Here is a 24,291-nt window from a genome sequence, read left to right as displayed (position 1 = left end):
AAAGTGCTGGCGTTTTTGTTTAAAGCTAAGTCAGTTAGCTTGTTGTGTTTGGCTCGGTAGGGTTTGTCCTGTATTGACTGATACTGTTAGTGGCGGCTCTGGAACTTCTAAGAAGCAGGCGATTACTCTATAGAGTTCTCCTTCCGCAACGGTAACCTTTCCATCCGATTCAATCGCTAATCGACACGCTTTTACGAACAAGCGACGACTTTTCGGTTTGAGCTGTAGTAGGAGCTCTAAAGCGGCGCGATTTAGGCCCCAGTTCTTATTTGCGGGTTGTAACTCTGCATCATTAAAGCCCAAACAGGTTAGGGCGCTGCTAAATGCACGTTGAGCGTCTTCCGGTTGAGAGTGACTAACCCAAGCCAATTCGCGCAGTAGCCAAAACACACTCTCTTTTAATTGCTTTAAAGACTGGATCTGTTTTGTACATCCATACGATTCGAGTAGTTGTTTCTCCAATAAGTTGATGACACACCATTCTGCGAGTGAGTAGTGGTCATCAGTTTGAGAGAGTTCACGTAGCACCTGGCACAGTCTGTTTTTCTGACCCTCACTCAGCGATTTCAAGGCAGGGATGGAGAGTTCGAGTAATGGAAAGCGTAGATGAAGAGGCAAATCATAATCCAGCCATGGTAATAATTGTGCTTGAGACACCTTTGGGATATGACTTTTTATCATCTCTCGCTGGAGTTCACTGCCATCAAATATCAAGGCAAAAGCAATAAAGCGCGCACTGTATGGTTCACGAGCGATGTCGACAAGTTCGGAAGGAAGTTGGTTAAGTAGTTGTTGACCTACTTCGCTGAGTTCTGCGGTGGTTGGTTTCTCCGGTTGTGTCGATGTCCCTGATGTGAATCCACTAACGTTATCATTCTCAAAGCTTGTCGTTGGACGATGCGAACTTTGAGAAAAACTTCCATCCCAGCCAGGTTCAATTCGGCGAATCCGTTCTTCTAGTGGAGGGTGAGTAGCAAATAGGCCAGAAAAGCCGGAGAGTTTGCTTTGACCAAACATCATATGGCTCATCTCATCGCTTGCTTTTGTATTCAATGAAGAACCCGCCATATGACTACCAATTTTCTTGAGTGCACCAGCAATGCCTTGATCGTTTCGAGTAAATTGAACGGCACTGGCATCAGCGAGAAATTCACGTTGACGAGAGATTGCGGCTTTGATCATCGAGCCAAACAAGGTGCCAATCCAGCCTAGAACCAAACAGATAATCGCAATCAGCATGATAACCGCAAAGCCTTTATTGGAATCGGAAGAACTTCTCGATACGCGACTCGTATGATGAGTGTTATCTAAGACCAAGTGTCCAAAATGTGCAATGCAAGTGATGCCAAACAGTACGCCGATAAGACGCGTATTCAAACGCATATCTCCGTTTAAGATATGGCTGAATTCATGAGCAATGACACCTTGTAGTTCATCTCGCGTGAAGCTATCCAGTGCGCCTTGTGTGACGCCGATGACGGCATCATCAATGCTCATGCCTGCTGCGAAAGCATTGATACCACGCTCTTCCTGCATCACATAGACGGGAGGAACCGGAATACCAGATGCAATTGCCATCTCTTCCACAACGTTGAGCAGTTGTCTATGTTTTGCATCTAAGGTGTTTGAGGAAATCAGCTTGCCACCTATGCTCTCAGCAACCCCTCGGCCTCCATTGGAGGTAAGGGCGGATAAGCGAACCATTGAACTTATTGCAACAACCAGCAATACACCAGCAAAGCACAACAAGACGTAGGTAAGTGCGGTTTCTTGATCAAAACTTTCGCCTGTTACTCCGTAATAGATACCAATCGATAATACGCTTACCAAACCAGTGATGGTGACAACTGCTAAGGAAAACAGGAACACCAAAAGCCCAGTGCGTTGACGCGCGGTATCTTGATGGTCAAAGAAATCCATTAGAACTCAACCTTCGGGGCAGCTTGTATTTCAGCACTGTCAGAAAACTCTAACAGTTTGCCATCTTGGAATCCGAATGCGTTGGAAAACAATACTGGCGGGAACGTTTGTTTGTATGTGTTGTAGCTGGTTACCGCATCATTAAATGCTTGGCGAGCAAACGCAACTTTGTTCTCAGTGCTGGTTAATTCTTCTTGAAGCTGACTCATGGTTTCATTCGCTTTAAGCTCAGGGTAGGCTTCCACTACCACATTAAGTTTGCCCAACGCACTTTGCAGCATGCCTTCTGCTTGGTTTAGTTGGCTAATTGCCGCATCACTACCAGGCGCGTCACTGGCTGCTTTCAGGCCAGCAATTGCTTGATTACGAGCTTGGATGACACGTTCAAATGTTTCTTTTTCGTGTTCCATATAGCCTTTTGCAGTATTAACTAAGTTCGGAATCAAATCGTATCGACGTTTTAATTGAACTTCTATTTGAGCGAAGCTGTTTTTGAAACGGTTTTGTAGAGTAACGAGCTTGTTGTAGATACTGACGGCGTACACCACAATGAGCAGGACAATAACGATAAAGACAATAAATGCAGTCATAATAAATCCCATTTTCTTAATGTATTCAGTTCTTATATAAACTGTTGAGATATTAAGCAAATGCTTCTGAAGAAGCGATGTAATAACCGAGAAATATGTCACGAGTTGAGTAACAATTAAAATGCATTTACAAAGCAATACAGAAAGAATAATGGCACTGGAGAGATGAAAGAAATAGGCCCAGCTAGAAGCCGGGCCTTGTCGATAAGCAATATTGGCGATGCCGTTAGGCACTCATTGGAACAAGCACCATAGTACCAATTATAACTGTGATAAGACCAGCAAGAACCGGAACAGATGTTCGTTTTACAACCTCAAACGGGCTGATGTTCGCCATACCGGATGTCGCAACGATTACGCCAGACACTGGTGAGATAGTACGACCTAGGTTTGATGCTTGAAGCATCGGGATAATTAGGAACGCTGGGTTTAGTCCCATTTTAGCAGCCAAAGATGGTGCCAACTCTACAAATGCATAGAAAGGCGCGTTACCAGACCCCGTTGCAATTGCTGCTGCAACTGTCAATGCAGTAAGGATAAGCATTAAAGCAACACCGCCTGCACCTGCATTGTCTGCAAGGTGAATCAGGTTATCGATAGCGCCGATAGACATTAGACCTTGCGCAAAAACCCCCGCTGCAACCAAAAGCATCACAACGCCTTTGAACGCGTCAGCCATGCCAGCGTAACAAGAATCTAAATCTTCCAGTGATTTCTTACCATCAAACTTATTTACAACGTAATGGATCAGAGCGCCAAGGAAAATCGAACCGACCACAATAGTGTAAATGTCTAGGCTAAGTCCTGGAATGGTACGACCGTTTAATAGGAACACGCCGATGATAGGTAGAAATGGCAGTGCCGCATAAAACGCTGGTGCATCGGCTTTGATCTCTGATACGTCAATTTTTTCCATTGGCGTATTTTCTTTCTTATCTAAGTATTTGTTCCAGAAGAAAGCCGCGGCAGCCATCACGATGATTGCGCAGATAGAAACAGGCAACACTGTTTGTACCGCAAACACATCAAGCGCCAAGCCAGATTTTTCGGCGGCGATCACCACATCACCAGAGGTTGGAGAAAGAATGATTGCCGCAGGAGAGGCACAAACTGCAACCGCTGCTGGACGAGAGATCCCCATTGCGACCATCATTGGGAACAATGTCGCCATTAATAGTACGCCAAGGCCAGTTGCAGAACTTACCGCAAGAGACATCAAACACGCCACAATGTAAGCCGCTACCAAAAGGACATAAGGAGACTTGATAACAGAAAGCGGTTTAGAGAACTGTTTTACTACAACGTTATTCGCGCCGATGTGAGTCATATAGGAAGCGAAGCCACATAGCAACATGATTTGCATACCAAGGCCGCCGCCGCGGTATTGTAGCATGTATTTCACGTATTCTAGCGCGTCTGTCACCATGTTACCGGTTGAGGTGATTTTTGAGGGCAGCACGTCATGCCCCAATACGCCAGTCATAAGAAGTAAAGCAATACCAGCCGTCAGTAACACGCCCGCTGCTTTATAGCCTTTGACGATAAAGTAACCCACAGCAATGGTGACAACTAAGCCAATTAAGAGCTCTAACATAGGGATCTCCGAATGTTATGAAAAAAAGAAAGAAACTGTTTCAGTTTATGACAAGGAATTTACAGAATTCTTAACTGTGGCACGAGATAAATATGGGGCTTGCATGATCTGAGACAAATAATAATTTAATAATTAATTTCGTTAGATTGTATTGTTGGAATTTGGTTTTCTAAGTGTTATGTGCTGGTTTGAAGCTGTTTGCAGGAAGGAAAATATGACCAGAAATTTGAATAAATAGTGAGGGAATTGATTCAAAATGAGAAAAAGAAACAACTCAGTGAGTTGGGAGAGGGTAATAATCCTTGCAACAAAAAAGCTTCGCCGAAGCGAAGCTAAATCGTAAGGATGGGTTAAGTTAAGCGTATCGGCGCACCATGATGTTCCAACTGCGTTGTTGCCGTTCGAACTCCGCTTTGATTTGCTGATACTTTATCTTTGTCACAGAGCACTCGTATTTTTTTACCACACTGGCTGTTTTTGCACCGAGCACTTCCTTTCGCATCTCATAATATTCCTGCATGTGATGAACTAGCGCATCAAACTCGTGTTGTAACTGATCGAGAATCGTCTGCGTATTCGGTTTTGCTCCCAGTTTTTCTTTTGCTTTCTTCAAGAGTTGAGTTGCGCGAGCTTTTTCTATTCTAAATGTTGGCGTTGTGCGTAATTTAGATGTCAGTCCTAGCCAAGAGCATGACTTAATTAACCACTTGGTTGGGTCGTAATGCCACCAATACACACCATTACGATAGTCATTCTCGAAGATATGATGGAAATTGTGGTAGCCCTCACCAAATGTGAAAAAGGCTAACACGCCGTTGTCGCGAGCGGTGTTTTTGTCCGTGAAAGTCTGTTTTCCCCAAACATGCGCAAGTGAGTTAATGAAAAAGGTCGTGTGGTGGCTCATAAAGAGTCGAGCGGCACCAACTACTAATAACATACCCCAAATATCGCCGTAGATAATACCAAGAGCGACCGGAAAGCCAATATTGGTGAGTAGAGCAAGTGGAACATAGTACTTATGTTGCCACATGACGATTTTGTCACGCTTTAAATCGCGGCAGTTGGTGTATTCGTTTTCCTGCGATTTGTTGTAGTCGCGTAACATCCAGCCAATGTGAGAATACCAAAAGCCACGTTTCGCTGAGTAAGGATCTTTGTCGTTATTGTCGACATGCTTGTGGTGTACACGATGATCAGAAGACCAGTGTAATGCACTATTTTGCAAAGAAAATGCTCCTCCAATCGCAAAAATAGCACGTAAAATTGGATGAGCTTCGTATGTTTTGTGGCTCCAGAGTCGGTGATAGCCTGCGGTAATAGAAAGATTCGTAAAACTGAATGCCATCACTCCCCAAACTAGATGCTCCCAACCCAGTCCAAAATGATATGCATACCAAGGCATTACAATAAAAGTCAGAACAAAACTGGAAGAAAATATCAATGTATTCAACCAGATAATGGGTGGTTTGTTTTGAGTCACAGGTGTATTCCTAACTTTGAGCTAACAGTTGTTCGCCAGAATATCAGCGTACATGTGTAAGTCAAATTAAAGTTAGACAAATGTGACTGTTCCTTTGGATGTACATTAAGGAACTTGATGGGATATTTTGCTTTTAATTGAATAATGAGTAGTATTAAAAAATGAGCTCTGGCTTAAGGTGTATAAAATCTGCCAAGAAACAAGTGTTATAAAGGTGGAATATGCCGAGACTCTATAAAGAAGCAAAAAATGTAAGAAAATAGGAATACGTAATGGATTTACGATTAGCGGAATATAAGGACTACGAGCGCATTGCGCATCTTCATGCGGATAGTTGGAAGCGTCATTACCGTGGCATTCTTAGTGATAACTATCTTGATAAAGAGGCGATTGACGACAAACTACTGATCTGGCAAACCCGTCTGACCAACCCACCATTCAACCAGCACATTGTCTTGGCGGAAGAGGGTGGTTTGTTGCTCGGCTTCGTTTGTGTGTTTGGCAACCATGACTTCGAGCGTGGAACCTTTATTGACGCACTGCATGTTGATGACAGTTACCGTGGTCGTGGTATTGGCAAGCAGCTATTACTTGCTGTCGCAGAATGGCAGCAACAGTACTTTAAAGACACTGGTCTTTATCTAGAAGTCGTATCGCAAAACATTTCTGCAATTGAATTCTACCGCCATATTGGAGGTCAAGAATGTCAAGAGCGAACTTGGCGTGCGCCAGGTGGTACAGAAGTATTGGAGAAGGTATTCCGTTGGAAGAATGCTCAGTCATTAGTTAGTGGGATAGAAGAAAACGTTATTTACTCCTAGTCTGGCGTTTTAGCTTAGCAATAAGAGCAGCATCAACGCTGCTCTTTTTTGTGCCTGTCCTAAAGTTTTGTGTTTCAGTGGGCGACTTAAAAGCAAAGCCCCATGGCTTTTAGCTCTGACTCGCATTGCTGAGCATTTTCAAATTGAATGGCTTCCATGCCTACCGCTCGGGCCCCTTCGACGTTGTATGGCATATCATCAAGAAATACCGTTTCCTCAGCCTGAAGCTGATACGTTGAAAGTAGGGCTTGGTAGATCTCAGGTTGTGGCTTTAGTAACTGCACTTCAGAAGAGATGATTGCACCATCAAACAGCGGCCAGAACTCATAGGTAGCACGAAGATGCTCGACAATTTCGTTGACGTTGTCTGTGAGCGCATAAACGCGATATCCTGCACTTTTTACTCTTTTTAGCAGTTCGACACTGCCGTAAAGTAATATTTGTGTATGTTTGACGTAGTAAAAAAAGCGGTCCATTTCTTCCGCTGTCACTTTGTGCTCACGTTGATAGCAAAGTTTGGCTTCCTCTTCGGAAATGATTCCTTTGTTTAAGTCTTTCCAGATTTGTGATGAAAACAGCAACTGGGCCATTTTTTCCGCTTCTACTGAGTGACCAAATGTTAAGCGAACAATCTCTACCGGAGACCAGCGTACTAATACATTTCCCACATCAAAAATTACGTTTTTTATTTGTAAAGGTTCCATAACACACCCCAAGCCAATTGTTCATCACCGCGTTACATCCACAGTGAGCGCTGTCGTTAAATCTTTGGAAGTTCGAGCCAAAGGCGCGGTTTAAATGTCTCGAACGTATATGAGATTAACATCCCTTAGGATACAACGCGATTATCGCAAAATTACACTAAACTATATGCAACTTCATTTATTTGGTTGTAAATCAAGTCTCTCTATCTTAAAAGATTGAAATTAAAGACAAGCGTCGCGAAATATTTGCGCCATTTCGCGCTGCTTATAAGCGTTAAGTAATATATAATTACTTAATAATAAAACGATAAGAATGAATGCAAATCACACTATTGGGACGTCAGGCGGAGTAGGCAAAATAGATAATATGGACTCGATACGTAAGGTTTATCAATATGCAGAACCCAACCTGACTCTCGTTGGTTGGATGGGGTTTCTTGGCTTTCCGCTGTACTACTTTGTTTGGGATTTTGTTTTCCCACAGGCTTATGAAAACTTGCCGCTCAGATTGTTTTGTTCACTATTGTTCTTTGGCATCATTTTTAGAAATCGCCTGTCGTCAACGTGGCGAAAATATATCCATATTTACTACCAAGTGACGATAACGATCTGCTTACCGTTTTTCTTTTTCTATATGTTATTGATGAATGACTGGTCCAATGTTTGGGTCATGTCCTTTATGTCCGCGATTTTCTTGCACATTCTATTGGTTCATGTCACAAGAGTTATGTTCGCTCAAACTTTTGCCGGAATAGGTTTAGCGACGTTCTTTGCTTGGGTGGCGAAAGGGTTTCATCTCGATTTAACAATGGACTGGACGCATGTGCCAATCTTTCTCTTTATTTATGTATTTGGCAATTTATTCTACTTTCGGAACCAAGTAGAGCACGAAGCGAAAGTGTCGTTGGCCAAGTCATTCGGGGCCGGAATTGCGCATGAAATGCGTAACCCTTTAAGTGGCCTTTGTACGTCAATCGATGTTATCCAATCAGTCTTACCCAGTAAAAAAGAAGCCGAGAAAGACCAATATCTGATGAGCAGAGAGGATGTCACCCTGCTGCGCGAAGTTAGTGAGGATGCGATGAACATCATCCAGTCGGGCAACGAGACGATAGATTTACTTCTGACATCGATAGATGAAAACCGTGTCTCGCGATCCAGTTTTCAAAAGCATTCTGCTCACTCTGTGATTGAAAAAGCGATTGAAAGCTTTAGTTATAAGCGTGCGACGGATCGCTTTGCTATATCCCTCGATGCGAGAAGTGAGTTTGATTTTCTTGGTAGCGATACCTTACTCAAATACGTTATGTATAACCTTTTCAAGAACGCCTTCCATCATCGCACATCTGAAGATTTCCACATACATGTGTCCATGACGAGCACGGAGCACTCAAACCAAATCGTTGTAACCGATAATGGTGCTGGTATTGCTCCTGATGTCCTACGTAATATATTTCAGGACTTTTACACAACTGGTAAGTCAGGCAGCTATGGTTTGGGTTTGCCATTTTGTAAAAAAGTGATGCGTTCTTTTGGAGGTAACATTGAATGCCAGTCTCAGCTAGGTGAGTGGTCTCAGTTCACGTTAACTTTCCCGCCGATCACATCTGATATCGTGACTGAAATTAAAAACGATTTGACCAAACTCAAAACCATCCTAACGGTGACTAATCAAGATATTCTTGTGTCGAAAGTGACGGACATTAGCCGTTTTATGGGTTTTGAATCAACGATCTTAGATGTTAATCAAGTGCTCAAAAAGAAAGAGTATGAGTTCGAATTCGACCTGATTTTTATCGATCTTGAGAGCTTGGACGCAAGAGCAAACCAATTAGATAGATTAGAATCTCTTCTGTCTTTCACGGAAGCTCGTATCGTTTATCTTTTTGAGCATCACCCGACACAGAGAGCACGCAAAGCGGCATATGAGCCTATTTGGGTCGAGACTCAAGCCTGGTTATTGAATACTAAGCCAACCATTGACCGTCTCTTGTATGACTCAAGCTATGTGTCGACACCAACGGCCTCAGTGGCTTTGGATACGTCAAATAAGCGGACAATTATGGTCGTGGATGATAACGAATCTTTGCGAAAATTTACCGCGATGTTACTCGAAAAGCAGGGCTTTGAAGTGATTCAGAAAGAAGACGGGCAGCAAGCACTGGATACATTAGAGCAAGAGAACGTTGACCTCATTCTTATGGATATCGAGATGCCCATCATGGATGGTGTAGAAGCTTCAAGGCGAATTCGAAGCTCGGATAAAAACTATGCGTCGGTACCTATTATTGCGCATACTGGGGATAGCTCACCTGTTACGCTGGACAAAATAGGCTCTTCTGGCATGTCTGACTTTATCGTAAAACCAGCGGATAAAAATCGCTTATTCGACAAAATCGCAAACTGGATTTAATCACTCGTAACTGTGTTATCTTGAGACGAGTTGATCATAACGCGAATACGGATAAAGAGCTCAGCAAAACTGCTGAGCTCTTTATTTTTACCTACACTCTAGCTTATACAAACTCTAGATCGGGATGAACAAACGCTTCTTGGCAGGCGGAAAGAACGTGATCGACTTCGGCGGCAGTCATGTCCGCATTGACAGAAAAACGAATGATGTTCTTGTTTCTTCCTGTTGCAGGGCGACAGAAAACTGCACCAAAGACATTCCTTTCTTCTAGAAAGTCGCGAACTCGCTCAGTGTTTCTTTCGTTGCCGCATTCTAGCGCGATAATTTGCGACTCACTGCGAATAGTAAACCCAATACGTTTTAAACCAACGGCTAGAGACTTCGCTCTTTTAAACAAAATCTCCCGCTTGTCATCGGCTTTTTTTATGACGTCTAGTGTTTTTTCTAACCGAATAATTTCTTGCGGTAACACGGTGGAGCTGAAAATGGCAGGATACGCGACAAATGGAAGCGTCTTAGCCAGCTTTTCTGCACCTAAAATTGCGCCAGCACGATAAGCAAATGTCTTTGCAAGACTTACGGTTACAAAATCCACCATATGAGTCAAATCCAGCTCTTGCAGTAGCCCAGCGCCTTGCGTACCGTGCGTACCTAACGAGTGCGATTCATCCACAACTAAGCCGCAGTCAAACTCTTGTGCTATTTCGTAGATATCACGTAGAGGAGCAATGGTTCCGATAGTGCTGTAAACCGAATCCACAACAATAATTCCCGAACCATGGCGTGAAATCTGTTTTCGCAAGTGGTTGGTGTTGTTATGCATGAACGGATGAATTTGTGCTCCTGCGATACGTGCACCTTCCCATAAAGACATATGCGCAAAGAAGTCGATATACACAGGTATGTTCGGTGCACAAATAGTCTGTAATAAACCGACATTCGCAGCCCATCCTGATTGAGAAAGCAGACAGCTAGGCATGCCGACAAAACTGGCTAGTTGAGTTTCAAATGCAGGTTTTGATTCATCATCTTGCAAGAAAATCGCGGACATCACGACGTTGTCATCGTGTTGAGAAATCGCATCACGATGCGCGTTTTGAATCTCCTTGTTATGGGACAGTGCAAGGTAATCATTGCTTTGCATAACAACGGCATTACACGGTGGACGTTTACCAAGAACAAGGTGTTTCTTGTTCTCGTTCGGTTCAATTAGATCTTGAATATGAAAATCTAGGCGTTCCTCAATAAAGGAAGGAAGTGGTTTGCTTTGTATAGTTTCACTCATAATAAATCTCTTCTTCATATGGAAAAACGCCAGCGCTGACACTTATTCATATTGCGGATTTTGGGGAGAGTGTCACTAACCAGGTTGCATAAGTTTGCAGACCCTTGCAAACTCGACATTTGAGGGTTGGATGGTGGCTGTAACTCTATAGGGGCCCGGGGTCTAAACTAGTTTGTGCTTAAAGTTTATACGGCGATTTTGCGGTGTTTTTTTCGTGCTTCATATCTGGATTTTGTATGAGGAATATAAAGTTTGAAAAGTGAAAAAATGGGCGCATTAGATAACAAAAAAGGCGCGAAAATCGCGCCTTAAAATATAATTGGGAAAAGATAATATCAGTTTATCGCTTATTACGTAGATAGCGCTTGCGGCGCTCTTCTTTACGCTTCGCTTTTTCTTCTTCTTTACGAGCAGTTTCAATCTCGACTTCAATCAGCTCTTGAGTGATCATTTCTGGGCGCTCTAGTGTAATTTGGCCTAGTGTGCCTTGGCGAAGTTCGTGCAACAAAATCTCTGATACTTTGTGCAAGTCCACACGTCCACCTGCGCGTAGTGCGCCACGGCGGCGACCAATTTCTTCCATGATCTCGATATCTGATTCAGGAAGCTCTTCGATTTGGTAACGCTCTTTAAGCTTGTCTGCATAGTGGGCTGCTAGGTACTCAATGGTGTAAAACGCAACCTCGTCGTATTCCATCGCAGTATCTTTTACAGCGCCTGTAGCAGCTAAACGGAAGCCACTGTGTGGGTTTTCCACTTTTGGCCACAGAATCCCTGGAGTATCGGATAAAACGATGCCATTTTGCAGGTTGATGCGCTGCTGACGACGTGTTACCGCGGGCTGGTTACCAGTCACCGCGATCGTTCGACCAGCTAGAGTATTGATGATTGTCGATTTCCCAACGTTTGGGATCCCCATGATCATGGTACGAATGTTTTTACCGATCTCTTCACGGTGTGGGGCAAGTTTACGGCAAAGCTCCATGATTCGATGCACTTCTTGCGGTTCTGACGTCGTGATCGCCATTGCTTTTACGTGTTGCTCTTGCTCCAAGTGCTCAATCCATAATTGAGTTAACTCAGGATCGGCCAAATCACGCTTATTCAAGACTTTAACGACCGGCTTGTCACCACGGATTTGAGAAATCAAAGGGTTTTCACTACTGAAAGGAATACGAGCATCCAGTACTTCGATGATCACATCCACTTGTGGGATTGCTTCTTCGATCTCTTTACGTGCTTTGTGCATGTGGCCAGGAAACCACTGGATTGAGTTATTAACCATTTGAAAAATATACCTTTAGTTTTTATGGCTAAGCTGGTGTGGCATCAAGTGGGGTACCAAATGTATTTTATTCTTCACTTGTAGCTACAACAGCACCGATGTGACCATCTTAACATTTTATTTTGGGTACTAAAATGTTGATAACTACTAAACCAACCTTTCTAGTTCTATTGCTAACAACGAAAAATGATGCGTAAATGCACTATTGAAGTTCAGAGTAATTGGTGTTGTGAGCGTAAAAAATAGGCATGTTTATATCATGATGAAAACTTAAATGCATCAAGTGTAATTATTTCACAGTTGTAGAACGAATTATTCCGAATACCTATAAAGTTATATGTACTCTATCGTTATCATGTATCCATATTAACGAAGGGAACTCCTAATATCGATTCAATTTGAAGTGACTATTAATTTCTTAATTTTTGATGTTTTAGGTGGGTTAGCTTGATGTTGTTTATAAATGACCATCATAAATAACATTTTTATATCTTATATTATAAATTCCTATAGGAATGCTTTTTGGGCAAGGTAATCATACTGTAAATATATTTATTATAAAGGATTAATAAAGTAGTAAGTTACCTTAAATACTAGTGTAAGCCGATTTAAAAAATATCGAAGAGAAAATAGAGCTCTAAACTTAACGCCTAAAAAATTTCGCCGAGTACTGATAAAAAAAAAGTCTGTTACTGATAACGCCCTTTTTCTGAGAGTTTTAACATGAGTTAAAAACGAGGCCATAATAACAAACTGTATTTTGTTAACCGTGGCGTCAGAACCTCTCTCGGAAAAGTTTGGAGTTGTTATGGAAAAAACGCAGTGGGAGAAAGTGCTCGGTGACACAGTAGGTCAGCCAGTCTCTTTCGACGAATTCTCATTAACAGCGGTAATGTTTGAAGAGCCTAAAATGATAGTCAATTTCGAACTTCGCGTAAATGAACTTGTTATTTATGCCTTGGTTGGAGAGCTGATAGAAGAAAGGCAAATGCGGGGGCTTCTTGAAGGGAACTGTCTCTGGAATTCAACCAATGGTGCAACGCTCTCATTGCTCGATGAGAAGCGTGTTTTGCTCGCTATGTCTGTGAGTCACCAAGACAAACTTCGTTTTTCTGAACTTCTTTCCGGGTTTGTCGATGCTGCTAGCTACTGGCAGCAAAAGTTATTAGAGGCGGAGCCAGCGACAGTTGATGCGCAGGATATGAGTGGCTTCTCTTCTCCTCGCAGTTCTTTATTTGTTTAGGAGTGATGCCATGACTTCAGTGAATACGTCTTTCGTTGATCGTTCTCTTGATACTAAACCTGTACAGGAAGTGGAAGTTACTAACAACACCAGTCCGTTGGCGCTAAATGTAGCGAGCAATCCACAGCTAAGTGGCAAAGCTAGCTTATCATCTGCGCACCGCGTTGAAGCCTTGTTTAGCCAAAGTCAACGGGAAATCTTCACTAATTTTCCCCAGTCTGTCCAAACGGCTTTATTGGAAACGCCTTATCTAAAAGAGAAGAGCGATACCTTATCTAACCGAGAGTTTGGAAAGGTGCTTGCTGCGGCAGGACATTTAGAAACGTATCTAGGTTCTTCTTCTAGCAATCTACAACTGTTTGCCAACGCGGCGCTTGGTAACGTATTTAAAACTGGCGATAGTTCGCTATTACTTAAAGCGCTGGATCGTCTTCCTGTGTCTGAAAGTGTCAATACTGCCCGTGATGCGGTGTCCACACTAAAGAGCGACAAGACCGCAGAAAATTACAGTAATGCTTATCAAGCGCTGGCAAAGATATGCGAAAACTTGGAAAAGGGGTCTCCAGAGCACACTCGAATTGCCGGACTAGCAGAACAGTTACGCAGCGGAGGGCTAGAGCAGCTACGTGATCAATTCAAACAGCAATTAACCGAGCAGTTCAGTGGATTAACTAAAGGCGGCACGGAGTCAGCCGTATCGACCTCTTTTGAGATAGGTCCTGCGCTTGGTCTGTTTAATCTTGAGGCCGCATCGGTAACCGTTGAGCTCAAATACGACTTCAAAGTGTTTGGTGGTGATGACACAAAAATTCGCGCGAAGCATAACTTCTCTCTTGGTGCTAATGCCTCAGCGGGTGGAGGCGAAGTACCTGTAGACGTTCATGTTGGTGGTAATTTGGGGCTGGGCGCAGCACAAAGCTTCCCGAATCTTAAGTCGTTTGTGGATTATCATGCCAATGATATGGTCGCGATGCTTGCAGGAAGTGGTGTTAAGAAACTGACCAATTTAGGCGGTATCCATCAAGCTCGTAAAGCTGACCGATTACTTGAATGTGTTGTCGCAAACAACCACAAACTACAGCAAGACTTACGTCAGCAAGGGATCTTAGGACAAGGCGACAAAATAGAAGTAAAAGGCAGAAAGTACGATGCTCCGGTGAGAGCAGAAGCCTTTGCTGGAAGTCTTTCTGGCGGTGCTGGTGTAGGGATAAAAGATCTTTCTAAAATCAGCGGTGGTGGCTCTGCGTCGATAACCGAGACTTACTTCACTAAGCATACCGATTTGCTCCAACAACTGCGTCAGCAACCTGTCCGACTTATGGCTCGTAATCCGGACTATTTTACTGTTTCAGTACCGTTTGAAGGATATGCAAAAGACGCTGAATTTCTTGGCAGTCGCCAGACTCTAAGCGGTTCACAAGGTTTAGAGTGGATGAAAGAAACGGCGTTGGAGGTCAGTGACCTTGCCCAAAAGGTAAAAGCAGATCCAACGGCTCAAAACCCCAAAACCGGCGAACTCAATGCTGATGTCTTGAAAGCAAAGCGTGCTGAGATCAAAGACGTCATTACCACTTTGTACAAAGAGTACGAGAGCTATTCAATCCTCGTTAACCAGAAGGATTCGAAAAAAAGCCGCGATGCGGATAAGCAAATGGGCGTTATTAAGCATGGTATGGAAAGTGACCGCGGTGCTGTTGGTCGAGGAGAGTATTTACGCGCGGTGATCTGTAGTCATGTCGCGTTAACCCAAGCTTACTTGGCGAGCTTCTCTGAGGGAGAGGTGCCTTATCTTAATAAAGACGAAGCAGGTTTTTGCCAATTCCTTACCGAGATCGACCGTGCTTATAGTAACCCTCAGATGAACCTTGACCAAAAGCGAGACATTGAAAAACAGCTAACGCTAGTGTCGGGGGCGCAAAGCACCAACGTACAACTGAGTGGTAATGTATCTGTGCAAGTTCCGGGTGTGAGCAAAGATGTTGGAATGGTCGTCAAATACAACAATATTGTAGGAGACATCAACCCCGACAATGATGGTGAATACCTTAATGTCGCCTTCACTGCCAATATCCCGCTAGGTGAGCCGTCATCAAAAGAGGGAACACAAGGTGCGAAGAAAACCTTTGCTCGTGCGGTTTTAGGGGAGGCGCTTAGTCAGTTTCTTTCGAGAAATTCCATCGAAGCTCAGTTGCCAAGTGACGCGACTTTAGGGCTGGAAGGTGCACTTGGACTCGGTGCTCAACTTGAGTTAAACATGGTGAAAGGGGAAGACAATAAATTCCATATTCAATACATTCGCGCGACGGAATCCAGCTCACTAGGTGGCAAAGGTTCCGTGACTGCAGGTGCTGTTAAGTTTGGTGGTGGTGTGAGTGTTTCTTCTAATACGCATTTATCTGAGTGGTTAGGTGATGACACGTTAACCTACTTACAAACCAAGTTTAACGGCTGGGCTGGTCAGTGGGGCAAGAGCCACAGCTTTGGCAACGTTATTGCGATAATCACCACAAAGGTTTGGAGAAGGTATTCAATAAACTGATTGTGCCTTCTAGCAATGCGGCAAAAGAGCTCACCAAGATGGCTGAAGACTCGAAGGATATGAAAACACTCAAATCCGATCTGCTCTCTAAAATTGGCGAATGGGCTGAAGATAAGTCCGAGGCAACATTCAATAACGCATTAGACAGTTTCTGTAAGGTGCTTGCTGGGCAACATCACGCCTATAAAGATGAAGCCGTATCCCGCCTATACTCAAAAAAGCGCTAATCTAATTTATTGCATAAAAATTAAAAGGGCCCTATCGATAGAGACAAGAGAGTCCTACTTTGGCAAAGTTTTCTAGTTCTTTATTTTTAATTAAGAAGTACATAACCAGTTTGGTCTTTATATAAGGCACACTCTGGAAGGAGAGTGGTTTCATTATTCTTACTACCTGTTCGGATAGTTGTAAGGTAAATGGGAGAGTATTAGAGCTACTTTTAGAATGTGATTAGGCAAGCTTTAAAGTCTAAATATCAACAATTTTACAGAGCTTGTTTTAAAGCATCAGCTCTAAATTTTCCTAGCTATCTTTAGCTACTCATAAACACGTTTTTTAGTCATTATATCTAGTGTTAAGCTTTTATTTATCAGTTGGTTGCATTGTTCAGACGTTTTAAGTTCAGTGTTTATGCAAGGTTTGATTCCTGTGCGACCTCTATATTGAAAGTTTTGGGCTCTTTGTCTATCCTACATACGAGAGCTTTCCGGAGTCGGAAGCGCACGGTTTTGAATCGAGAGAGTTTAATGGGGACGGTCTAAAGTAATAATAACCTTGAGTTAATGAGTGGCTTGTCTTTAACATCTTATGATGTTCGATGTACTCAGCACCCTCGAAGATCAATCCGTGTAAGCAGAAAGGGGCTAAGAAGTACTCTAGTGCTTGTATAGACTCTTGGTCGGCGTGTTTTAGAAAGCTTTTGTCAATCTTGATACGATCCCAAAGTATTTTGCCAAGTGACATGTTAGCCAGCTTGTTGTTACGGTGATAGTCATCCAGCCAAATCTCGATATTGTTCGCTTGTAACACTGACAAGTTTTCGCGTATTTCTTTTGATTCGGTATAACAATCAAGCTCGCTTATCTCAAGAGCAAACTTAGCACCATTGAAGCTTAAAAGCTCACGGACAAAATCTTCGTCAGCTAAACAAGAGAGTTTAATATTAAAAGAGTGTAGTTGGTGAGGGTATTTTTCAAGAGAAAATCGAATTTGTTGTAAAGCGAGAGTTTGAATAAACGTGTTGTCTATAATGGAAAAGAATACATCGTTGTTTATGTTGCTTTTATCAAAAGTGCTTATCTTAGACAAAATTTCGTAATATTGAATTTCTTGGCTTCTAGGACAGAGGATAGGTTGTACTAACGTTTTTATATCAAAGTCAGTCAATTTAAAGCTAGGTAGGTAAGGCATATTCCTTTTCATATTATCCACTTTATCCGTTTACTATTACTATGTTTGACTTACACTTAAACATCGTTTCATATTCTATATCTAAAGTTATTACGTCAGGAAATTAAGAATTATAATACCTTTATAAATAATATTTAATGTTCATTAAGCACCATCGAGAAAACAGGTGCCTAATGAACGATGATAGAAATTTATTTCGCAACAACAGAGAGTTCTACGTCGAATTCTTCACGACCACTGATGCTGAAATAGTATTGTCCCATTTTGATCGACCCGTCTTCATTTTTTGGGATTGAAATCGTTTCGTTACTGCCATGGGTGTAGTTCGACCATTCGTACTCGAAGTAGTGGCATACTTTGTCGTAACAAGCGTATAGATCGGCATCACCAGTGCCGGAGATAGACACTTCTAGTTGATTATAACTTTCTGAAACATCGACAAAGAAGAGCGTTTCAGAGAACTTTTTACTGCTTACTTGGATGCTGGTATTGAGTTCGATTTTCTTAGGCTTCTCTTTCGGTTTTGGCTGAGAAATATCCGAATCGTCAATGTCTTTCGTCACCTCATCCAGCCACGAATGAAACTCGGTATTGTAAGCAGGCCCTAATCGTTCAAGCAGTTTTACCCACTCTTTGTATTGGCCGGTACGCGAGTAACCTAACAGTTCAGTAACGTCTTCAGGATGCTTCTCTATCATGAAGCGCACAGCTAAGTAGCCCCAGCGGTACACACGGTTTAAACCGTCGCTGTAATTTGTACTGAACACGTCTGCCAATGTGTGCGTCTTTTCTTTGCCAAGTACTAGAGCAGCATTGTAGCTCTCTTTGTAATACATGTATTCAGCAAAACCTTCCAACCACCACACGATACTGCCTTCTCGCATTGTGTCATGAAAGTCACCGTATTGGTTGAATCGACCGTCTAAATAATGCACATATTCGTGCTCTAAGTTTAGAATCGAAAAGTCGTCGTCCCATCCGTTTTGATAAGCGACGAATCGAGGTACATTTCCTTGTTTTGATGGGTCTCGCTCAAGGAACTGCCCGCCGTTGTTGGTTGTGTTATCAAAAAGGAAGCTGGAGTAGGTCGAGTAGTCACTTTTGGTTTTAAAAACAATAACATCGACACTATCGCTATGATCATCAGCGACAGGCTGATATCCGGTATTAACAGTTTGGTGGAAGTCATCTTCTTTGAGGTTTAATGTTTCGCAGCTTGTTATTGCTTGAGCTTCTGTCATCTCTTGAGCAAGAATTCTCGCGGGTCCGCGACAATCATAACTGAATGTCATTATTCGCTGCTTTAATACAGATTTTGAGTTACTTAGCCCTAGCTGCTCAAGATAATCTGATGCATAAGCGTCAACCATTTCGGCGATGCCAACCCAAATTCTGTCTGACTTACCGCCTAGCGGGTAGCGCTTTAACAAAGAATCTAAAGTGTCGACAACGACTTTTTTGGTCTCTGTATCTTCAGTTTTTACCAGCCTAGCGAGCTCTCGCGCGGCATTGCCAAGTAGTTGTTCAGAATCCGTGCCTATCGCCCATTCGTTGTTGGTAATAAAACCACTCAAACGATGGATATAACTTGAGTCAGATTCAATCACATCGTAAAACGCTTTGGTTTGTGAGTGCCCAGCCATAGCGACAAAGATATTGTTGATGGCTTTACGGTAGTAATAGCTGTCGCTTTTATCCGCTGAAAAGCTATCAAGAATAGCGAAAACATCGGGTGCGGCGATGGCGAGTTGACGAATACTATCAACAACAATCAACATGGATGCGAGCGCTTCTTGCTGTTCGCGGCCGCTAGTTAGAGCGTATGGCGAGCGCAAAAATTGTTGAATGGTATTGGCAATATTTACGCTTAATTCGGATGGGAAAGGTTGCAACTTTTTAGCAAAGGTATCGTGTCGGTTTTTGTAAGCTGCCTTAATGAACTCACCTAAATAGTATATTTGCTGAGCTTGCTCTTTTGTTCCTTTATAAGCTTCAATTGCATTTTTTAATCCGCCAGTAATTCGACTCACGCTCATGGTACTGAAAACGACGTCTGCTTGCTCTAACGATGGAGAAAACCACGTTCTCATGCACTCGTAGTCACTGTTTGCGACTCTTGATTCGATATTGACTCGGTCAACCGTAAAATCTTCAACAGTACATTTTCCTTTGTGTGGGAAAAGCTCGGTATCGTCATCTACCACGGTGTCATCGTCAGTCGTATCGTCGTCTTTCGTGGAATCATCATCGACGGTACTGTCATCATCTGTATCTGTATCTGTATCGTCATCCACAGTTGAATCTACGTCAGCGTTGTCATCGTTTTTGTTGCCAGAATCTACGCCAGCGACGGGAACAGTCTTGACTCCACCGGAAGAATCATCACCACCACATCCAGTTAAAACACCAAGCATGGATAATAGAAGACATGCAGTTTTAATATTTTTCATAGAATTAGTATTGTATTTGAAATGGGCGTCAAATATATATTTTTACTGATGCATAGTTAAATAATAGAATTTAATGGCTAGATAAAAATGTATTATGCTCAACACGCCTATTTTTATGTGATATTGAACAAATAACTATTATTTATAAATTCAGTAGAAATGTTAATTGGGAAGGAAAAATTGATTTTGATATACATAACGCTTGGTTTTTATTTTAGTCGACGGGTATATGAAAAAAATATATTTTCCAATCATCAGCACTTTGATGGTTTCCTTTGCTCATGCCAATACGCTGCCTGCGCCAACTTGGCATCAATTTCAGTTAAATGATGGTTCAAAGAAAGAATTAAAACTTTATGGCGATCAAGAATCTTTCTGGTATCAAGATAGAGAAGGCATTATTTATGTCTACGATGAAGAGACAGGGTGGTTTTATGGTAATCATGAAATTGTTGATGGGCGTTTTGTCGTCACTTCTCTTGGGGTTGAAGCCAAATTAGAAATGCCACAAGCAGTCAGAGAGCTGTTAAAAGAACGCGTCACCCCGACGTCTTCTTTATTGCCTTCTGAGCACGTTTATCCAATGAATGAGCCATATCTTGAGCAAACTCCCATTCGGGCACTAAACGCAACAAATGAGCCCACGCACCAACCTTTGCTCGTTGTTCAGGTGAGCTTTAACAACCAAGACTTTGTGAATGACTTCACCAACGTGATTTTTGGTGATAATCAGCAAAGTGTAAAAGACTACTTCAGTAAGAATAGCTACGGACGTTACATCGTAGAGCCTGCGAAAGAAACGGAAGGTACGGCGAACGATGGTGTTATCGACCTTACGTTGGATATCGCTCATCCGAACTGCCACTCAAAAAATGATGCGACTTGTGACAGTAAGTTAAATGAAGCCTTTAAAGCCGCTTACGACAAGTTAGACCGTTATGTGGATTTGTCTACTTACGATTTGAATAACGACGACAAAATCACGCCTGACGAATTGTCTGTGATGTTTGTATTTGCGGGGTATGATAAATCTGCCGGTTCAGTAAATACGCCGTACATTTGGCCTCATCGTTATAGTCATAATGCGATTGAGATCGATGGAAAGACCATTCGAGATTACTGCTTGTTTGCTGACTTCCAAGGTGACCATCAATCTACGATGGGCGTGATTGCCCATGAACTTGGACACTTGATGCTTGGTCTACCTGATTTGTACTCCTACAAACATTCCGGCTCTGTTGGCCAATGGGGATTAATGGGTGGCGGAAGTTGGGCAAGTAAACAAGGTGATACGTATGCAGGGGAAACGCCGGTCAATATGTTGGCATGGAGTAAGGAAGCTGCTGGTTTCATCAAGCCGAAAGTGATTGAAGCGTCTGGTTCTAGCACGATCGAGACTCGTCAAGGCGAGGGTGTGGTGTATCTCGATCCGTACTTGAAACAGCAAGGTCCAAGAGCTTACTTCGAAAACAGAAGAAAAACGGAATACGACCGTGCGTTGTCAGGTGAAGGTCTTTTGATCACGGCCGTAAGTATCGACAACCGTTTCAATGACACAGGGCCAATGCAAGTTCAGGTATTCCAAGCGGACGGTCTGGATGAACTACAAACTCGTGGTTGGTCAGATCAAGGTGATGTGTTCCCGGGCTCAAGCAATGTGGTCACTATTTCGGACGATACAACTCCTTCTTTAAAACTCATCACCGGTGGCCGGGAAACCAATATCTCGATTAATGATATCGCCAGTACAGATCAAAGCGGCACGTTACGAGCATCTATTCCTTCATCGACGAATAAATCGGCTTGGATAACGTCACTTTCAAGAACGTACGTGTATGAAGACAGCCGCAACAATACGATAGGGTTTGGGTTAGAAAACAACGACGGTTACCAATCTTTGGTTGGTTTCTACTTATTTGCTAAGCCAATCCTACCAAACTCCGAGATGCGTTATCGCATGTTTAAATATGACCTGACTACAAACCGTTGGGGGAATGCTGCTATTAACGTTGACACTCAAGTTGAAGTGTCATCGGGGGTGATTCCTACGTTTGGTGGTCGAGTTATGTTTGCATCGCCATTTGATATCGATGAAGGTGAGCAGTTGTTGGTCATTGAGCTAGAAAACGCTAAGCCAGAATACAGCTATTCATTCTTGGACGCTTATTTGTCTAACGGAGAGAAAAAGAAGCAGTTCTATGGAAATGCCAGCTCGTACAAGACGAGCGGATTAAGCGAAGGGCGTGGCCGTAACTATCCTTTTGCTGCTTTGTTAGAAAAACCTCAGGCGAAACCTAGTATTACGGTTGAAACGGATTCCGTCACCGTATTAAGCGGTGAAAGTATTACGATTGATGTACTGGCGAATGACCACTCATCAGATGCGAATAGCACACTGAAGCTAGACAAGATCACATCAAAGCCTTCGATTGGTAGCGCTGAAATCTCAGGACAAAAAATCCACTATTCTGTTCCTGTTTCGGACATTCCAGAACAACGAGCAGTAATGAAGTATCAAGTGTCTGACGATTTTGGGACGACAGCAGAAGGTGAGGTGGTCATCACGATCAATTCTCCAGTAATCACCGCCAATAGTCTTCAATACAAAGCGCTAGAAGATACGCCACTGGAACTTAACTTACGTCAGCAACAAGGACTAGAGAAAGGGGACACCATCGTCATTAAAAAGCCGCCGATGCACGGCAAGATTGATGGGAATATCTACCAAAGCAAGGAAAACTACTTTGGTAATGACCAGTTTGAGTTTTCTATTGTTAAAGAGAACGGACGTGAATCTAATACAGCTATGGCTGTAATTTCGGTCGAAGCGGTTAATGATGAGCCGATCTTTTCTATCGAAGCGAGTCGTAAAGAAGGCCTATCAAATGAAAAAGTCACACTATCTGTACTTGGCTTAAAAGACGTTGATTCAACCAATCATTCATTCAAATGGCGTCAAGTTTCTGGGACTAAAGCCCAGTTTGCCACCACGGACACGATAAGTGTAGAAGTGACGTTACCAAAAGTGAGTGAGAAAAGTGAAAAGCTGACGTTTGAAGTGACGGTAAACGACAATGATGGTGCAATTATTACTAAGAACGTTGCTATGGTTGTTAAGCAAGAAGTTGTTGTGGAAAATGATCCTGGCAAGAGTGAAGAAGGTGGCTCTATGGGGCTGTGGGTCATTCTGTGTATGATCCTGATTAGTCTAAGAACAAAGGTTAATAATTTGTATATATTCGTAATAAGAAATGATATTTGGTAGAAAAATATTATAATTCATCGCCTTGTATTCGCAGGATGAATGAAGATTGAAGGAAACCAATAAGAAAAACCTCCGTGTCGTAGCGCTTGCTCCGACAGGGAGGTATTTTGCATCAATAATAAGCTCATTAGAGATCTTGGAAACAGCAGCTGAATTTGCAGAGTTCCAAGGTTTCATGACACACGTCGTTACGCCAAACAATCGGCCGTTAATTGGTCGAGGGGGGATCAGCGTTCAACCAACCGCACAATGGCAATCATTTGATTTTACAAACATATTAATCATTGGCTCAATTGGCGATCCTTTAGAGTCGTTAGATAAGATCGATCCTGCATTGTTCGATTGGATCAGAGAGTTACACCTAAAAGGCAGCAAAATAGTTGCAATTGACACTGGTATTTTTGTCGTCGCGAAAGCCGGTCTTTTGCAGCAAAACAAAGCTGTAATGCATTCTTACTTCGCCCACCTCTTTGGCGAACTGTTCCCTGAGATAATGCTCATGACTGAGCAGAAAGCACTCATTGACGGAAACGTCTATCTTTCGTCTGGACCTTACTCTCACTCAAGTGTGATGCTGGAAATAGTAGAAGAGTATTTTGGAAAGCACACTCGAAACCTTGGTAACCAGTTTTTAAGTACAATAGAGAGCAGTGGAAACTCTCATTCATACTGTGATGTTTTCCGTTACATGCAACACAGAGATGAGCTGATTCTAAAAATCCAAAAATGGATTCTCACCACGGATCTAGACATCGTTTCTATCAGTGATTTAGCGAATGAAGCTTGCTTATCAGAACGGCAGTTAAAACGCCGATTTAAAGAGGCGACATCCATCAGTCCGTTAAAGTTTATTCAGTTAGGGCGTTTATCTTTTGCAAAAGAACTGTTGAGGTCAACAAAATTGTCAATTGATGAAGTGGCAAGTCGATCTGGTTATGTTGATACACAGTTTTTCAGGCAGATATTCAAACGAGAAAATGATTGTTCTCCACTTGAATACCGTAAAAGAAACCAAATTAAAGTTTAATGATAAGCATATCTCATGGCCAGAATTATGATCTATACAACATTATTAATTGAATAGTCATATTTACATTCGTTTTAAATCCATATTATAGTTCGAACGAAAATGGCAAACGTTTGCTATTTTCGTTCGAGTATAAATGAGTTAGTCTTGAATTAATTATTAATAACGGTAACTTATACTTATATATACGTATTCTTATAATTACTTAATTTCTATTAATAATATTGTCGTTCATATAATGTATATAGTTTGTTATGAAATAAAA

At 42.4% G+C, this 24,291-nt stretch carries 16 protein-coding genes; 7 read left to right on the top strand and 9 right to left on the bottom strand.

Features of this window, described 5'->3' with window-relative positions; translation table 11 throughout:
* Window positions 1–30 precede the first annotated feature (30 nt).
* The 4 genes from NL644_RS05325 to NL644_RS05310 form a co-directional block, all read right to left on the bottom strand.
* On the bottom strand, window positions 31–1,920 hold the full coding sequence (locus tag NL644_RS05325) for a M48 family metallopeptidase (protein ID WP_253658124.1): 1,890 nt from the start codon (window positions 1,918–1,920) through the stop codon (window positions 31–33).
* A complete protein-coding gene (locus NL644_RS05320; protein ID WP_005398201.1) occupies window positions 1,920–2,510 on the bottom strand; it encodes a LemA family protein in 591 nt (196 codons plus the stop codon). Before NL644_RS05320 ends, NL644_RS05325 begins: the two co-directional genes overlap by 1 nt.
* 226 nt (window positions 2,511–2,736) lie before the next feature.
* Window positions 2,737–4,104, bottom strand: coding sequence for an anaerobic C4-dicarboxylate transporter DcuC (gene dcuC, locus NL644_RS05315; RefSeq protein ID WP_253658123.1), 1,368 nt, complete (start codon window positions 4,102–4,104; stop codon window positions 2,737–2,739).
* A gap of 355 nt (window positions 4,105–4,459) precedes the next feature.
* Window positions 4,460–5,584, bottom strand: coding sequence for a fatty acid desaturase (locus NL644_RS05310; protein WP_253658122.1), 1,125 nt, complete (start codon window positions 5,582–5,584; stop codon window positions 4,460–4,462).
* A gap of 272 nt (window positions 5,585–5,856) precedes the next feature.
* On the opposite strand from NL644_RS05310, the gene NL644_RS05305 reads away from it, so the two are divergent.
* Entirely contained in the window at window positions 5,857–6,405 is a 549-nt protein-coding gene (locus NL644_RS05305) for a GNAT family N-acetyltransferase (protein ID WP_005398196.1), read from the top strand.
* 86 nt (window positions 6,406–6,491) lie between these two features.
* Here the strand turns inward: NL644_RS05305 and NL644_RS05300 are convergent, their stop codons facing one another.
* On the bottom strand, window positions 6,492–7,109 hold the full coding sequence (locus tag NL644_RS05300; protein WP_085343736.1) for an HAD family phosphatase: 618 nt from the start codon (window positions 7,107–7,109) through the stop codon (window positions 6,492–6,494).
* 367 nt (window positions 7,110–7,476) lie between these two features.
* Here NL644_RS05300 and NL644_RS05295 point away from each other — a divergent pair, with 367 nt between their 5' ends.
* On the top strand, window positions 7,477–9,522 hold the full coding sequence (locus NL644_RS05295) for a response regulator (protein ID WP_253658121.1): 2,046 nt from the start codon (window positions 7,477–7,479) through the stop codon (window positions 9,520–9,522).
* Between the two features lie 103 nt (window positions 9,523–9,625).
* On the opposite strand, the gene cqsA is transcribed toward NL644_RS05295, so the two are convergent.
* Together cqsA and ylqF are read right to left on the bottom strand one after the other, a co-directional pair.
* A complete protein-coding gene (cqsA, locus tag NL644_RS05290) occupies window positions 9,626–10,807 on the bottom strand; it encodes an alpha-hydroxyketone-type quorum-sensing autoinducer synthase (RefSeq protein ID WP_161444694.1) in 1,182 nt (393 codons plus the stop codon).
* 340 nt (window positions 10,808–11,147) lie between these two features.
* Window positions 11,148–12,092, bottom strand: coding sequence for a ribosome biogenesis GTPase YlqF (gene ylqF / locus NL644_RS05285; RefSeq protein WP_005376521.1), 945 nt, complete (start codon window positions 12,090–12,092; stop codon window positions 11,148–11,150).
* 808 nt (window positions 12,093–12,900) lie between these two features.
* Here ylqF and NL644_RS05280 point away from each other — a divergent pair.
* From NL644_RS05280 to NL644_RS05270, 3 genes are read left to right on the top strand one after another with little or no spacing between them, the layout of a single operon-like run.
* Complete coding sequence (locus tag NL644_RS05280) at window positions 12,901–13,335, top strand: type III secretion system chaperone (RefSeq protein WP_253658120.1); 435 nt, start codon at window positions 12,901–12,903, stop codon at window positions 13,333–13,335.
* Between the two features lie 10 nt (window positions 13,336–13,345).
* Complete coding sequence (locus NL644_RS05275) at window positions 13,346–15,874, top strand: hypothetical protein (RefSeq protein WP_253658119.1); 2,529 nt, start codon at window positions 13,346–13,348, stop codon at window positions 15,872–15,874.
* A 38-nt stretch (window positions 15,875–15,912) separates the two neighbouring features.
* A complete protein-coding gene (locus tag NL644_RS05270) occupies window positions 15,913–16,101 on the top strand; it encodes a hypothetical protein (protein WP_253658118.1) in 189 nt (62 codons plus the stop codon).
* 457 nt (window positions 16,102–16,558) lie between these two features.
* On the opposite strand, the gene NL644_RS05265 is transcribed toward NL644_RS05270, so the two are convergent.
* Both NL644_RS05265 and NL644_RS05260 read right to left on the bottom strand, forming a co-directional pair.
* Window positions 16,559–17,296, bottom strand: coding sequence for an EAL domain-containing protein (locus NL644_RS05265; RefSeq protein WP_253658117.1), 738 nt, complete (start codon window positions 17,294–17,296; stop codon window positions 16,559–16,561).
* 179 nt (window positions 17,297–17,475) lie between these two features.
* Window positions 17,476–19,698 (bottom strand): M9 family metallopeptidase, encoded by a 2,223-nt coding sequence (locus NL644_RS05260; RefSeq protein ID WP_253658305.1) that lies wholly within the window; start codon window positions 19,696–19,698, stop codon window positions 17,476–17,478.
* A 265-nt stretch (window positions 19,699–19,963) separates the two neighbouring features.
* On the opposite strand from NL644_RS05260, the gene NL644_RS05255 reads away from it, so the two are divergent.
* Entirely contained in the window at window positions 19,964–22,999 is a 3,036-nt protein-coding gene (locus tag NL644_RS05255) for a M6 family metalloprotease domain-containing protein (protein ID WP_253658116.1), read from the top strand.
* 46 nt (window positions 23,000–23,045) lie between these two features.
* Complete coding sequence (locus NL644_RS05250; protein ID WP_253658115.1) at window positions 23,046–24,026, top strand: GlxA family transcriptional regulator; 981 nt, start codon at window positions 23,046–23,048, stop codon at window positions 24,024–24,026.
* The last annotated feature ends 265 nt before the right edge of the window (window positions 24,027–24,291 follow it).

The organism is Vibrio sp. Y10_XG_PY6, from assembly GCF_024181795.1.
In the GTDB taxonomy this organism is placed as follows: domain Bacteria; phylum Pseudomonadota; class Gammaproteobacteria; order Enterobacterales; family Vibrionaceae; genus Vibrio; species Vibrio diabolicus.
The sequence above is the reverse complement of the archived record's forward strand: the minus strand, read 5'-3'. Positions and strand labels throughout refer to the sequence as shown.